Source organism: Psychroflexus sp. MBR-150, from assembly GCF_053628795.1.
This window is the reverse complement of the sequence record NZ_JBRJHB010000010.1, coordinates 1-12,584: the sequence shown is the minus strand read 5'-3', so window position 1 is coordinate 12,584 and position 12,584 is coordinate 1. Positions and strand designations below refer to the sequence as shown.

Sequence of the window (12,584 nt, the reverse complement as noted above, 5' to 3'; positions counted from 1 at the left end):
CATAAATATCTTCTTAAATAACGTGAGTTAGATTTATCGAAAGCTGTAAATCAGATAATTACATCTTTTTGTTAGCAAATTTTGTCATTTCGAACGAAGAATGAGGAGAAATCTCATCCTACTGAGATGTCTCGTCGCTCATGCATCGCTCTGTCAACATGACAAATGATTAAATATCTGTGTTTTATATGAATATATTTTACTGGAATTTATATCGAACTCACGTTAAATATAAAAACCTAAAGCTAACTCTACCTTAACAATTTGGTAATAGCATGAGTCGGGAAAAAAACTGGGTTTTGGGGTCTTATAAGTAGAAAGGTAAAACTATGGAACAACAGGATTTTTGGGAACTCATAATTAAACATCTCTTAAAAGAGACTTCTGCAGAAGAAGATGAGAGAGTAAAGAGGTGGCTTCAAGAAAACCCTGAGGATTTAAAATTATATATTGAAATTAAATCTAATTGGAATTTTGATGAGAGTGAATATCCACAATTTAATTTGGATAACGCTAAGAAGTTGGTTCGAAATAAAATATTCTTTAGAAAAGAAAATGCGATAGGTAATACCAAAAAATCAAAACCAGCCTTTAGTTTCCGAAAGATCGCAGCTATCATTTTTCTGCTAATTGGCTTGTCTGGTGCTGTTGCGTTTTGGTTTTCAAATATGAAATTAGCCGATGATGTTCTTGTTGAAAACAACTCAGGAAAAATCAAAAACATCAATTTACCTGACGGCTCTAAGATTTGGTTAACAACAACGAGCAAAATTAGATATCCAAGAAAATTTGAAGAAAATTATCGGGAAATATACTTAGAAGGAGAAGCTTTTTTTGAAGTGCAACACAATGCAAAACGACCTTTTTCTATTTATACTCAGGATTTAAAAACCACAGTTTTAGGCACTTCATTTAACATTAGTGCTTACCCAGACAGTGAAAACATTTCAGTAACGGTGGCAACGGGCAAGGTTTCAGTATCTCGAGGAAATGAAAGACTAAGTTTACTCACAAAGGATGAAAAACTCACATATAGCCATCGTACCAATAAGATACATACCACTCAAATAAGCAATCCAAATTGGAATGAATGGAAGAATGGACAGTTGATTTTTAAAGAATCAAATTTCGGGGAAGTAGCCACAATACTGGAAAAAAGATATCAGGTAACTATAACTTTTAAAAATGAGTCTGCCAAAAATTGCCCTATCACAGCAAGTTTTAATGCTGATAAATCTATAAATGAAATATTGGATATGCTATGCCGGCTTAACCCTACATCATACAAATTATTAACCCATGACCAAATTCTTATAACGGGAAAAGGTTGTTTAAAAAAAGATAAAAATATGCAGTAAAAAAACTTTAGGTAAAACCTACTAGACCAGTATTTGTATTTTGAATTACTGGATTAATTCAAAAACATTCAATTCAATAACCATCTCAAACTATTAAACATTCAAATTTATGAAAATTTCTTACAAAACAATTCTATTTTTTAGTTGGAACAAAAATATTTCTTTTTCTAAAAAATTTATAAAAACATCATTGATTTTTATGCTATTGTTATCCTTATATAATATTGGGATTGTAAAGGCACAGAACATTTCTGAAATAAAAGTTTCTGTAGAACTCAATAATGCACCTTTAATAGATGGGTTTAGACAAGTGGAAGCCCAGAGTAACTTAAAGTTTGTATTTAACCAAGAACAAGTAAATAATTACCAAAATCTAAGCCTAAAATTTGAAAATCAAAGTATAGAACAAGTGTTAAAGCGTTTACTAGAAAAAACGTTTCTTACTTATGAGGTTAATGGAAACAATATCATCATAATTCAAAAGGATGAAACAGGAAAAGTTACTGGGGTAGTAACCGATAAAACATCAGGAGAACCTATACCAGGAGTGAATATAAAAGTAAAAGGGATTAATACAGGTGCCATAACCGATTTAGACGGTCGATATATTGTTGATGTCCCTAATTTAGACGTAGAATTGGAATATTCATATTTAGGTTACATTCCACAAACCATTTCAGTTAATGAGCGTAGAGTAATAAATATTCAATTAGAAAGTGATGTTACGAGCTTAAACGAAGTGGTTTTAATAGGTTATGGAAAGCAAAAAAAACGGGATGTAACGGGTTCAGTAGAATCTGTAAATAGTGAAGATTTTAAAAATATACCAGTAGCCAATCCTTTACAGTTATTAAAAGGGCAAGTTTCGGGAGTAGATGTTTTTAATGGTGGTCATGAGCCTGGTTCGCCAACTAACATACGCATAAGGGGTGCACGATCTATCGGTGCTGATAATGAACCTTTGATTGTATTAGACGGCATTCCCATCAGTGGCGGTTTAAATGACATTAACCCCAATGATATAGCTTCTTTTGAGATTTTAAAAGACGCATCTGCCACAGCTATTTATGGTTCTAGGGCTTCAAACGGTGTTATTCTTATCACTACCAAAAGAGGAGAGATAGGAGAGACTCGCATCACCTATGACGGTTATTACGGTATAACCTCTGTAATTCATAAAATTGACTTGATGAACGGTGAAGAGTTTGCCCAACTAAGGAGAGAAGCTAACCGGACCATACGACCTGATGGAAGCTATCCAGACGATGAGGAGATTTTTGATAATATCGCTTTAGAATCTTTGGCAAACGGAAACTTTACAGATTGGCAGGATTTTACATACGACCCAGGCTATAAACAGAATCACCAAATATCTATTAGGGGTGGCAATCAAAAAACACAGTTTGCTACATCTATAAATTTTTTTGATGAAAAGGGAATTGTTGAAAGCTCAACTTATAACAGGGCATCTTTAAGAATAAATTTAGATCATAAAGTAAATGAGAGATTTAAGTTTGGTGTGTCCTCATTCGGTAGCTATTCAAAACAAGATTTTACCCAAAACGACTTGTATGATAATGTGTTGCGTTTAAGCCCTTTAGGGGTTCCTTATGATGAAGAAGGAAACATTCGTTTTCGTCCTACAAATGATGAAAGCCAACGCGTAAATCCGTTATCTGATATTCAAAATTCAGTAGATGAACGTTTTAAAACTCGTATTTTTTCGAGTATTTATGGGGAATATAAAATAACAGATGATTTGACCTACCAGTTGAAAGTCGGTCCTGATCTACAATTTGGAAAGCAAGGCTATTTTTATGGAAGTGAAACCACTAATTCTCAAGGAGGAGCTTCTTTGGCTGGAAAAAATAATTTTGATATTATTTCTATAACCGTAGAAAATATTTTAAGCTATGATCATGAATTTAATGAATCTCATTCACTATCAACAACCTTAGTGCAAAGTTATCAAAATCAAGTCACGAGGTCAAGTTTTATAAATGTCAGAGATTTGCCCTATGATTCACAATCGTATAATAATTTAGGGTCTGCTACTGAAATCACAGGAGTTGGATCTAATTATCAAAAGTGGAGGCTTCTCTCTTATACTGGACGTCTTAATTACCAATTTAAAAAACGCTATCTCCTAACTGTAACCGCTCGAACTGATGGTTCATCTCGTTTTGCCGAAGGAAATAAATGGGGATTCTTTCCTTCAGCAGCTTTGGCTTGGCGTATTTCTGACGAACCATTTTTTAAATTACCTACTTTCTCAGATCTAAAACTTCGGGTTAGCTATGGAGAAACTGGAAATACAGGAATACAACCCTATCAAACTTTTAGTTTTTTAAATTCAAGTTCCTATGCTTTTGGAGATAATGGTGTTCTTGGTTTTGTTCCTGGTTCTTTATCAAATCCAGATTTGCGGTGGGAAACTACAAAACAATTCAACTTGGGTCTTGATTTTGAATTCTGGAACCAACACATAGGAGGTTCTATAAATTATTATGTAGCTGATACAGAAGATCTTTTGTTACCGAGAAGTATCCCTACGAGTACGGGTTTTGAAAGTGTTTTAGAAAACATTGGATCTACAAGAAATAAAGGTTTAGAAATAAACTTATCCTTTAAAAATATTCTTAATTCTTCAGATTTTAATTGGAGAGCTGATTTGTCTTTTGCTACCAATAAAAATAAAATTACCGAACTTTTTGGAAACGGTCAGGATGATGTTGGAAATAATTGGTTTATTGGGCAACCTATCAATGTCTTTTACGATTATAAAAAAATTGGTATTTGGCAGACAAATGAAGCAGAAGTGGCAGAAGCAGCAGGATTTGCACCTGGAGATATAAAAATTGAAGATATCAATAATGATGGTTTATACAATGCGGATGATAGAACCATCATCGGTTCTGCAAACCCTGAATGGATAGGCGGTCTTACCAATAGCTTTACCTATAAAAATTTAGCCCTATCTTTTGTACTCTATACCCGTCAAAACTACAAGACCTTTTCTCAATTTTACGTCAATAATAACAGACTTGCAGGAAGATATAATAATTTAGATGTTGATTATTGGACGCCAGAAAATCCCACCAACGCAAATCCACGCCCTAATGTAAGTCAGGAAAGCGTTTTCTTAGGATCTACCTTAGCTTATAAAGATGTGAGCTTTGTGAGGATAAGGAATATAGCTTTGAGCTATTCTTTGCCTAAAAAATTGACAAAAAATCTCAATATTCAAGACCTAACATTAACTCTAATAGGTGAAAACCCCTTTACATTTACTTCTTATGAGGGATTTGATCCTGAGTTTGAATCTAATGGTGAAAGAGCTTTATATCCTTCTACCAAAATGTACTCTTTAAATCTTAATGTAACTTTTTAATTTTATTTATCATGAAAAAAATAAATTTTTTAATCATTTTATCAGTGTTAGCATTGGGTGTTTTCTATTCATGTAGTTTAGACGAAGACCCTGTTTCAGAAGCTACTCCCAATACTATATTCAATACTCCTTCGGGAATAGTTGACGGTGTGAATGGTGTTTATTCATATCTCAGAGATTTATATGGATCTCAGCCTGGCTTTACTCTAACTACTTTTGGTACAGATTTGTTCCGCCACGGTAAAGATGGCGGTTATAAAGGTATGGACAGATACAGTTCTGAATTGAACTCATCTATGGGTTATTTAGAAGATATATGGAGTACCTGCTATGCCGGAATTAATGCTTCTAATACAATACTTGATCGTATAGATAATGTTGATATGGATGAGGCTCTGAAAACAACCTATAAAGCTGAAGTAAGATTTTTAAGAGCTCATTATTATTACTGGCTGACCATACAGTATGGCGATGTAGTCTATAGAGATACTGAAACAGAAGGCGTAAATACAGAAGATGTAAGAACCGATAGGATTAGCATTTGGGAAAAAATGAAAGAAGATACCGAATATGCTGTAAATAACTTAGACTATACACAAGATGAGTATGGAAGAGTTACAAAAGGAGCAGCCTTGCAACAATTAGCTTTGATTGACTTATTGTTGAATGATTATGAAGGTGCAGAAAACGCTGCTAAAATGATTATACAAGAAGGTCCTTATGCATTACTGAGTAATTATGCTGATGTGTTTGATTATAATAATCAGGTAAATGAAGAGATAATTTTTGCAGTTCAATACATTCGAGACCCGCTTTTTAATGGAGATGGAAACCAAGGTCATCTTTTTTTTACTCCAGCCTATGATCAATATCCTGGGCTTAAACGAGACGTAACTCAAGGAGGAAGACCATATACTCGATTTCGTCCTACTGAATTTTTTAGAAATTTATTTTCTGAAAATGATTCTCGATTTGATGTTACATTTAGATATACCTGGTTTTACAATAATGAAGCAACTTTGCCAGAAGGTAAAGCTATAGGAGATACTGTTGTTTGGCAGGTAGAATCAGATGTTCCTTCAAAAATAGCTCCTAATATCGATAAAATGCATTGGGGTATAAAAAAACATGATGATCCCACACGTGCCAGTTTTCAAGACAGAGCAGGTTTTCGAGACTTTTTTGTATATCGACTTTCAGAAACTTATTTGTTGGCAGCAGAAGCACTTTTAAAGCAGGATAAAAAACAAGAAGCTGCTGATTACTTAAATGAAGTTCGTATTAGAGCATCAAAAGAAGGTACTATGATTCCTTTAGTGACCGCATCGCAAATAGACATGGATAAAATTTTAGATGAAAGAGCTTTAGAATTAGGTGCTGAGGAGAAACGTTGGATGGACTTAGCAAGAACAGGAAAATTAATAGAACGGACAAGGCTATATAATCCTAATGCTGAACCTAATATCATGGATTATCATAAACTAAGACCGATACCACAATCTCAAATCGATTTAAGCACAGTAGAATTTCCACAAAATGACGGATACTAAAAATTTTAAAATGAAAAGAAATCTAAATATAACAACAAAAGCTTTCCAAAATCTATTCTTTCTTTTATTCATAGCTCTGCAAGTTCAGGCACAGATCACAACAAGATTAGATAGTATATTACATGTTTTTAATAATGAACCAGAGGAAATTCTGGTAATGGCTCATCGTTCAGCTCATCAAAATTATCCAGAAAATTCGATAGCTGCAATGAAAGAAAGTATCCGTTTAGGAGTGGATATTATCGAATTGGATTTAAGACAAACTAAGGATGGAAAATTAATCATTATGCATGATGCTACTGTCGATCGTACAACAGATGGTACTGGAGAAGTCAGTTCTTTTACATTAGATGAATTAAAAAAATTGCATTTATTGTTTAATGAAAAACCAACCAATCAAGCCGTACCCACTTTCGACGAGGTTCTAAAGCTTACTAAAGATAAAATTATGATAGATGTTGACTTTAAGTTGGATGATAAAGAAGCTGTGGTTAAAACCTTTAAACTTATTGAAAAGCATAATGCTGAAAAGCAAGTGCTTTTCTTTTTACATAATTTTAGATATTTCCCCCATATACATAAGTTGAATCCAGAAATTAAAATTATGCCAAGGGCATATTCTACTTGTGATGTAGAAGATATGCTAAAATATGACGATATAAAAATTGTACACATCGACCATGATTTTTATAATGATTATTTAATGAAAAAAATGGCATATAAAGGGATGCGTATCTTGGTAAAAACCATGGGAGATATCGATGATTTGGAATTGCAAGAAAAAGGTTCTGGTTTTGAAAAAGTCTTAAATGAAAAGTATGTCAATGTAATTCAGACTGATTTACCTGAAGAACTACTAGCATTTCTTAAATCGAAAAATTTACATCGTTAATATTGATAAACTAAATGAATTATAGTGTTAATTGATAAAATATAAGGAGAAATAAGATAAAAACCACCAACTTAAAGAAAGAAAACTGAAAATCTTAGGACTTAGAAATAAAAAGTATCCAAAAATCTAAACTTTTGATAATTGTTTGTAGGCTGATGTTTTAGTTTATTAAATTTATGTGAAACTTATTAATATTTAAATGGAATTTAATTAAATTCGATTTTAAATTAAAAAACATATAAGCATGAACAGATTAGAAAACAAAGTCGCAATTATCACTGGTGTTGCTGGTGGTATGGGTGCAGCAGAAGCTAAACTATTTGCCAAAGAAGGGGCAAAAGTAATCATCACCGATATACAAGAAGAAAAATTAAAATCCGTTGCCGCTGAAATAAAGGCTAATGGTGGTGTTGTGGAATATGTCGTCCATGATGTGAGCTCGGAAGAGAGCTGGAAAACAGTAGCTCAAAAAGCGGAGAAAGCTTTTGGTAAAATAGACGTACTGGTTAATAATGCAGGTATTCTTGGTGATATCATGGGATCATTGGAAGAAAGAACCGTAGAAGAATTCAACAAAGTACTTTCGGTTAATCTTTTAGGTCAGTTCATAGGAGTTAAAACCGTTGTTCCTTATATGAAAAAAGAAGGAGCAGGTTCCATTATCAATATTTCATCCGTAGGAGGTATTATTGGTGGAGGTAATGGTACGGCCTATACGGCATCAAAAGGTGGTTCAAGAATCTATTCCAAAGGGGCAGCAGTTGAATTAGCCAAGGATAACATTCGTGTCAACTCCGTTCATCCAGGTTATGTAGAAACTCCTATGACAACACAGATGAAAGGTTCTGATGATTTTAAAATGAATTCACTTTCTGGAACACCTTTGGGTAGAGGGGCAAAATTAGAAGAAATTGCGTATGGTGTTTTATTTCTTGCTTCTGATGAATCTTCTTATATGACAGGCTCTGAATTAGTTATTGATGGTGGATTGACCGCACTATAATGATATTATACCATTTTTAATGAAATAGTATCGTTAATAAACAGATGAAAGTATAATACCGACGTATTTTTTAAGAACCCCAATACCTAGAAAGATATATAAAATAACATTCACCATTAGCCATAAAACAGCCTTGACATTTTTTCAGTTTAGGTGTCGTGCGGGATTACGAAGCGATTTCCTATCAGTTTACACCGACTTTTTTTACGAGCCACAAGCCTTTGCAAACCTCTGAAACCTGCATGCACTATACCATGTGTTGGCGGCTGCTGGCATTCATTCCGTCATCTAAAAACTTGTCTAACGTGGCTAAACTTTTCACAAGGATTTCTCCATAGTTTTCTTTTCTGTCTGCGAAGCAGATTTTAATTTTCGTGCTCTGTTTCTTTCACCCATTCTTTAATTATTTCAAATGTCTTTTGTTTATCAACAAGACTTAAATGTTTCGCATCGTCTAATATTAATGTCTTGACAAATTTGTCGGCTGGTTTAAAAGCAACTTCAAATTGTTCGGGATAAAAACTTTCGTCTTGCTTTCCTACTAAAACCAGGCACGGGATATTTATATTTCTTATGTCTTCTTTATAATTCTTGGGCGTAAAATCTATCGTCATTCGGAACGAATAAAAAGGAACCTGGAGTTCATCATTAACACTTTCCGGCCGGTTGAAAAACAAAACCGGAAGTCCATTGAGCATCTTTATCCCAATGTTATTCAACATCGATAGTCCGATTATCCTTTTCAACGCAACCGTCACCCAACCGCCACTGTTCGGTTTAACCGTTATTGCATCGTATCCCAAATAAGGTGCAAGCATAATTGCCCTGTCAACTTTTGTGTTTTTAGGGTTGCCGATAAACTTTAAAACTAAACCGCCTCCCGATGAGTGTCCTGCCAATATGATTTTATCAGCTTTGAGATTTTGTTTGCTGAACTCAATCAAATCTTCAATGTCGTTTTCAAGTTGTCCTATGTACTCAACTTCTCCTTTTTTTTTCTTTATTATTTCCGTGTCCTCTTAAATCAGGCGTCAGTACTGTGGCAATTTTTTTTTGCAATTGAATCGGATAAACTTGACAAATACCTGCTTTCAGAACCAGAGCCATGAATTAAAATCATTACATCTTTGCTTTCGCTTTTATAAATTCTGTTGAATAATTCAAATCCATCTCTGGTTTTAATCCATTGCGTTTCTCCAAGAGAAGAACCTGAATTTTCCTCGATTGAACTAAAATCGTAGTTTTTAATGTTCTTTATTTCAGGTATCGACCAATAGATAAGAGATAAACAAATTGCCATGTAAATGATAAAACTCGTCAATAAGAATGTAACAATCCTCTTTTTTATTTCGATTAATTTTTATCATGATTATTAAGTTATTATACGTTTTCAATGACCTTTTCAAGTTTCGCCCTGATTTCGCCAGCAATACCACCTAATTTGTCATTTTGAACCGCCTTCATGGATGCCACTGGGTCAACGGCAGCTACTTCTGTTTTGCCATTCTCCAGTTCCTGCACAATCACATTGCAGGGTAGCATGGCTCCGATTTTGTTTTCGGCTTGCAGTGCTTTATGTGCAAATGGCGGATTGCAAGCCCCCAAAATTAGGTATTTTCTGAAATCGACATCCAGTTTCTTTTTCAATGTGGCCTGCACATCAATCTCGGTCAGTACCCCGAACTCTTCTTTTTTAAGTTCTTCGGTTACTTTTTCTACTGCTTCTTCAAAAGCATAATCTGTGGTTTTTTCAAAATAATACTTCATACTAATAATTTTTTAATGTGAGACATTCTAATAATATTAACACCAAAATTACATAAAAGTTAGTGCAAAATTGTTGCAAAGTTTAATCACAGTGCGGACACACCCCGTTAATAATGAACTGGGTATTCTCATAAGTATATCCATCGGGCAGTTTAACATCGGGGATGGGCAGTTCCTTCATGCAACGTGTTCTGCCACAACGCGTACAGAAAAAATGAACGTGCAGGTCATTTATATTACATGTACAATCCTCATCGCAAACGGCATACTTAACTGAACCTGAACCATCATTAACTGTTTGAACGATGAAATTATCCTCGAATGATTTAAGTGCCCTGAATATGGTTGAACGCTCAACTTTTCCAAAGCGTTGTTCCAAATCCGATAGGCTCAGTGCTTTGTAAACCAACGTTTGCATGGCTGTTGATTTTACGTTTTTCGATTCAAGTTTTTTATCGATTTCCTGATTTTCCATAACAGTAATAATTAACTCAAGTTTCGCACTTTTAAATTGTCCTAAAAACAAGATAAATATTACAAAAAAAGTAGCTTTTTGTTTCTTTAATTTACTGATTTTCAGTATATTTAAAGCTGTAATTCCAAATACGACAAAATGCTACAACACAAAGATATTAAAAATTTATCAGAATTAAACAGTGCTTTTGTTGATAAACACAAAAGAGCAGATTTCTTTCTAAACTTTATCGACATTCTAAAACTTGGAAAATTTCATCAACTTTTACCAGTGCAAAAGTCAATGTATTATATTGATATAGGTTGACTCTTTTTTGGTTATTGATTAGATTATCGATCAAAAGTTATTTCCAATTTTTTTTCTGAGCCTTTTGAATGGGCCCAAAAAAAATTAGAATAACTTTTTACTTTGTGCTCATATTTTAATTTCCTGTAAATTTAAGTTATTTTTTCTATACGACTTGTATTTGATGTTCGGATTTAAATGAACCTCTGCTGGTTTTCTAAGGTCAAGACTAAAATGCGTTCTTAGGTTATTATAAATATACAGCTTGATGAGTCATATCTCTAGCTATTTCAATGTTTTTGTTGGGCTTTAAGTCGTTTGTAGAAGGCTTGTTTAGTGATCCCAAAACATCCATAGAGCCATTTTCTTTTATACGGTCTTTCTTCTTTCGTTCTATCTCTTTTGCTAATGTTTTGGGCAACGACTTTTTTGCCATATCCACTCCTGTAATGAGTTCCATATCAGCAATGATGTCTTGCTGAAAGTCTTTAACGAACTCCAGTTCTTCGATCTTTTCTTTTAATTTCTTGATTTCTTGATTTTTACTCATACCTATTTTTTGTTGGGCTAAGGTACTATAAATTCTTAGCCAGTAGGAAATAGTTGTCCGAGGAACGTCATATTTCTTTGAGGCAGCTTTTCTTGAGAGCTGACCGTTTACGATTTGGTCAACAACTAATAATTTGGTTTCTAAAGTTACTTTTTGGTAGCTTTTTTTTCGCCAGTGTTCTTTTTTTGATTTCATAAGTGACTATAATTAATGGTTTAATTTTTAGTCAACCTATTTCAGGAAATTACATCTTTTTAATGTGGGCTAACGGTCTCGTATAACCGTCAGTTACGGGTTAAATTTAGCGTTTATTTTCGGTTTAGCACTGACGTTAGCAATTCCGAGTGGATTCGGACGTAGTCGAATCCGCCGTAATTGTGGTTATACATTGTTAGCAAACGTTATTTTTTCGATTTGTCTTTAAAATATTCTATTATTCGGTCATTTATATTTGATAATTCACTCAAAATATATTTCTGATTTTCATTGATAGATTTAACTTTTTCTACCTGTACAGCATTTATTTGTTTTACTTTTTCAACTTTGTCAAATTCCGTTTTCGCTAGTTGTTCTAGCATTTTATTGGTCTCATTGATTTTAGATTGAAAATAGTTAAATAATAAAAAAACAAAATTCAGGACTATGATTGTTGTAGTAAATTTTGAATTTTCAATATTTCCATCAATGTTTAGCCAAACAATTATAGTTAAAGGCAAAACATAATAAATTAGGGTCAATAATAATTTGGATATTCCTTTTATCGTTTCGGTTGGTTTAATGAAAGTGTCAACTACAATTTTTATTGCAATTGCTAAAATTGTCAAAGTAACTTTCTCGAAATATGGATTACTGAAGATTTCCAAAAATTTAGTCTATTTTAATTCTATAATCAACTGCTCTTTCTCCTTTGTCAACTTTTACAAGTTTGTTATTTTCAAAGTAAAAATATCGGTGGTCACTTCTCCAACCAACTCCAGGTGTGTCATTATATGTTTTTATTACTTTTCTGAAAATTGTAACTGTTTCGTTCATTTCAACAAGCTCCTCTTTTTCAACTTTTTCTTTGAATTCAGATATAGGCATTCCAATATAGACTTTATCCATTGTTTTTGCCATTAGTTTTGTTGGATTTGCACCACAGCTGATAATTAAAGTTGAAAAACTTAATAAAATAATAATTAGGTTTAATTTTTTCATTCAGTTTGTTTTTAATGTTTGCTAACTAGTATATATCCACAAAAATACACCACTTTTTTAATTTTTAGGCTTGTTTTTATACTTTTTTGCCATTTTGTCTAATGGACTTTCTATCT

At 33.2% G+C, this 12,584-nt stretch carries 13 protein-coding genes; 6 read left to right on the top strand and 7 right to left on the bottom strand.

The features are described from left to right. The first annotated feature begins 329 nt into the window (after positions 1-329). The 5 genes from ACSSV5_RS07135 to ACSSV5_RS07115 all read left to right on the top strand — a co-directional run bounded on the left by ACSSV5_RS07135 (position 330) and on the right by ACSSV5_RS07115 (position 8,194). Complete coding sequence (locus ACSSV5_RS07135; protein ID WP_454245342.1) at positions 330-1,358, top strand: FecR family protein; 1,029 nt, start codon at positions 330-332, stop codon at positions 1,356-1,358. A 109-nt stretch (positions 1,359-1,467) separates the two neighbouring features. Continuing rightward, positions 1,468-4,749 (top strand): TonB-dependent receptor, encoded by a 3,282-nt coding sequence (locus ACSSV5_RS07130; RefSeq protein WP_454245341.1) that lies wholly within the window; start codon positions 1,468-1,470, stop codon positions 4,747-4,749. Between the two features lie 11 nt (positions 4,750-4,760). Further along, positions 4,761-6,299 carry a RagB/SusD family nutrient uptake outer membrane protein gene (locus tag ACSSV5_RS07125; protein ID WP_454245340.1) on the top strand — a complete coding sequence of 513 codons (1,539 nt, stop codon included), beginning with the start codon at positions 4,761-4,763 and terminating at the stop codon, positions 6,297-6,299. A gap of 10 nt (positions 6,300-6,309) precedes the next feature. Further along, entirely contained in the window at positions 6,310-7,191 is an 882-nt protein-coding gene (locus tag ACSSV5_RS07120) for a glycerophosphodiester phosphodiesterase family protein (RefSeq protein WP_454245339.1), read from the top strand. Between the two features lie 244 nt (positions 7,192-7,435). Beyond that, positions 7,436-8,194 carry an SDR family NAD(P)-dependent oxidoreductase gene (locus tag ACSSV5_RS07115; RefSeq protein WP_454245338.1) on the top strand — a complete coding sequence of 253 codons (759 nt, stop codon included), beginning with the start codon at positions 7,436-7,438 and terminating at the stop codon, positions 8,192-8,194. 365 nt (positions 8,195-8,559) lie between these two features. Here the strand turns inward: ACSSV5_RS07115 and ACSSV5_RS07110 are convergent, their stop codons facing one another. The 4 genes from ACSSV5_RS07110 to ACSSV5_RS07095 form a co-directional block, all read right to left on the bottom strand. Then, a complete protein-coding gene (locus ACSSV5_RS07110; RefSeq protein WP_256437268.1) occupies positions 8,560-9,198 on the bottom strand; it encodes a serine aminopeptidase domain-containing protein in 639 nt (212 codons plus the stop codon). Positions 9,199-9,218: 20 nt separating this feature from the next. Continuing rightward, a complete protein-coding gene (locus ACSSV5_RS07105) occupies positions 9,219-9,494 on the bottom strand; it encodes a hypothetical protein (RefSeq protein ID WP_211066475.1) in 276 nt (91 codons plus the stop codon). A gap of 80 nt (positions 9,495-9,574) precedes the next feature. Further along, entirely contained in the window at positions 9,575-9,961 is a 387-nt protein-coding gene (locus ACSSV5_RS07100; RefSeq protein ID WP_454245337.1) for a DUF302 domain-containing protein, read from the bottom strand. Positions 9,962-10,043: 82 nt separating this feature from the next. Next, entirely contained in the window at positions 10,044-10,436 is a 393-nt protein-coding gene (locus ACSSV5_RS07095; RefSeq protein WP_454245336.1) for a Fur family transcriptional regulator, read from the bottom strand. A 138-nt stretch (positions 10,437-10,574) separates the two neighbouring features. On the opposite strand from ACSSV5_RS07095, the gene ACSSV5_RS07090 reads away from it, so the two are divergent. Further along, positions 10,575-10,742 carry a hypothetical protein gene (locus ACSSV5_RS07090; RefSeq protein WP_211066472.1) on the top strand — a complete coding sequence of 56 codons (168 nt, stop codon included), beginning with the start codon at positions 10,575-10,577 and terminating at the stop codon, positions 10,740-10,742. A gap of 229 nt (positions 10,743-10,971) precedes the next feature. Here ACSSV5_RS07090 and ACSSV5_RS07085 read toward each other — a convergent pair whose 3' ends face one another. The 3 genes from ACSSV5_RS07085 to ACSSV5_RS07075 all read right to left on the bottom strand — a co-directional run bounded on the left by ACSSV5_RS07085 (position 10,972) and on the right by ACSSV5_RS07075 (position 12,468). Beyond that, the gene (locus ACSSV5_RS07085) at positions 10,972-11,466 is read right to left on the bottom strand and encodes a helix-turn-helix domain-containing protein (RefSeq protein ID WP_454245335.1); all 495 of its coding nucleotides are present in this window, start codon (positions 11,464-11,466) and stop codon (positions 10,972-10,974) included. Between the two features lie 206 nt (positions 11,467-11,672). After that, positions 11,673-12,095, bottom strand: a complete 423-nt coding sequence (locus ACSSV5_RS07080) for a hypothetical protein (RefSeq protein WP_454245334.1) — start codon at positions 12,093-12,095, stop codon at positions 11,673-11,675. A gap of 43 nt (positions 12,096-12,138) precedes the next feature. Next, a complete protein-coding gene (locus tag ACSSV5_RS07075; RefSeq protein WP_454245333.1) occupies positions 12,139-12,468 on the bottom strand; it encodes a hypothetical protein in 330 nt (109 codons plus the stop codon). Positions 12,469-12,584: the final 116 nt, after the last annotated feature.

Bases quoted from the DNA above. Each gene is read 5' to 3' on its own strand.
- ACSSV5_RS07135 (WP_454245342.1), top strand. From the start codon at position 330: ATGGAACAACAGGATTTTTGGGAACTCATAATTAAACATCTCTTAAAA.
- ACSSV5_RS07130 (WP_454245341.1), top strand. From the start codon at position 1,468: ATGAAAATTTCTTACAAAACAATTCTATTTTTTAGTTGGAACAAAAAT.
- ACSSV5_RS07125 (WP_454245340.1), top strand. From the start codon at position 4,761: ATGAAAAAAATAAATTTTTTAATCATTTTATCAGTGTTAGCATTGGGT.
- ACSSV5_RS07120 (WP_454245339.1), top strand. From the start codon at position 6,310: ATGAAAAGAAATCTAAATATAACAACAAAAGCTTTCCAAAATCTATTC.
- ACSSV5_RS07115 (WP_454245338.1), top strand. From the start codon at position 7,436: ATGAACAGATTAGAAAACAAAGTCGCAATTATCACTGGTGTTGCTGGT.
- ACSSV5_RS07105 (WP_211066475.1), bottom strand. From the start codon at position 9,494: ATGGCAATTTGTTTATCTCTTATCTATTGGTCGATACCTGAAATAAAG.
- ACSSV5_RS07100 (WP_454245337.1), bottom strand. From the start codon at position 9,961: ATGAAGTATTATTTTGAAAAAACCACAGATTATGCTTTTGAAGAAGCA.
- ACSSV5_RS07095 (WP_454245336.1), bottom strand. From the start codon at position 10,436: ATGGAAAATCAGGAAATCGATAAAAAACTTGAATCGAAAAACGTAAAA.
- ACSSV5_RS07090 (WP_211066472.1), top strand. From the start codon at position 10,575: ATGCTACAACACAAAGATATTAAAAATTTATCAGAATTAAACAGTGCT.
- ACSSV5_RS07085 (WP_454245335.1), bottom strand. From the start codon at position 11,466: ATGAAATCAAAAAAAGAACACTGGCGAAAAAAAAGCTACCAAAAAGTA.
- ACSSV5_RS07075 (WP_454245333.1), bottom strand. From the start codon at position 12,468: ATGAAAAAATTAAACCTAATTATTATTTTATTAAGTTTTTCAACTTTA.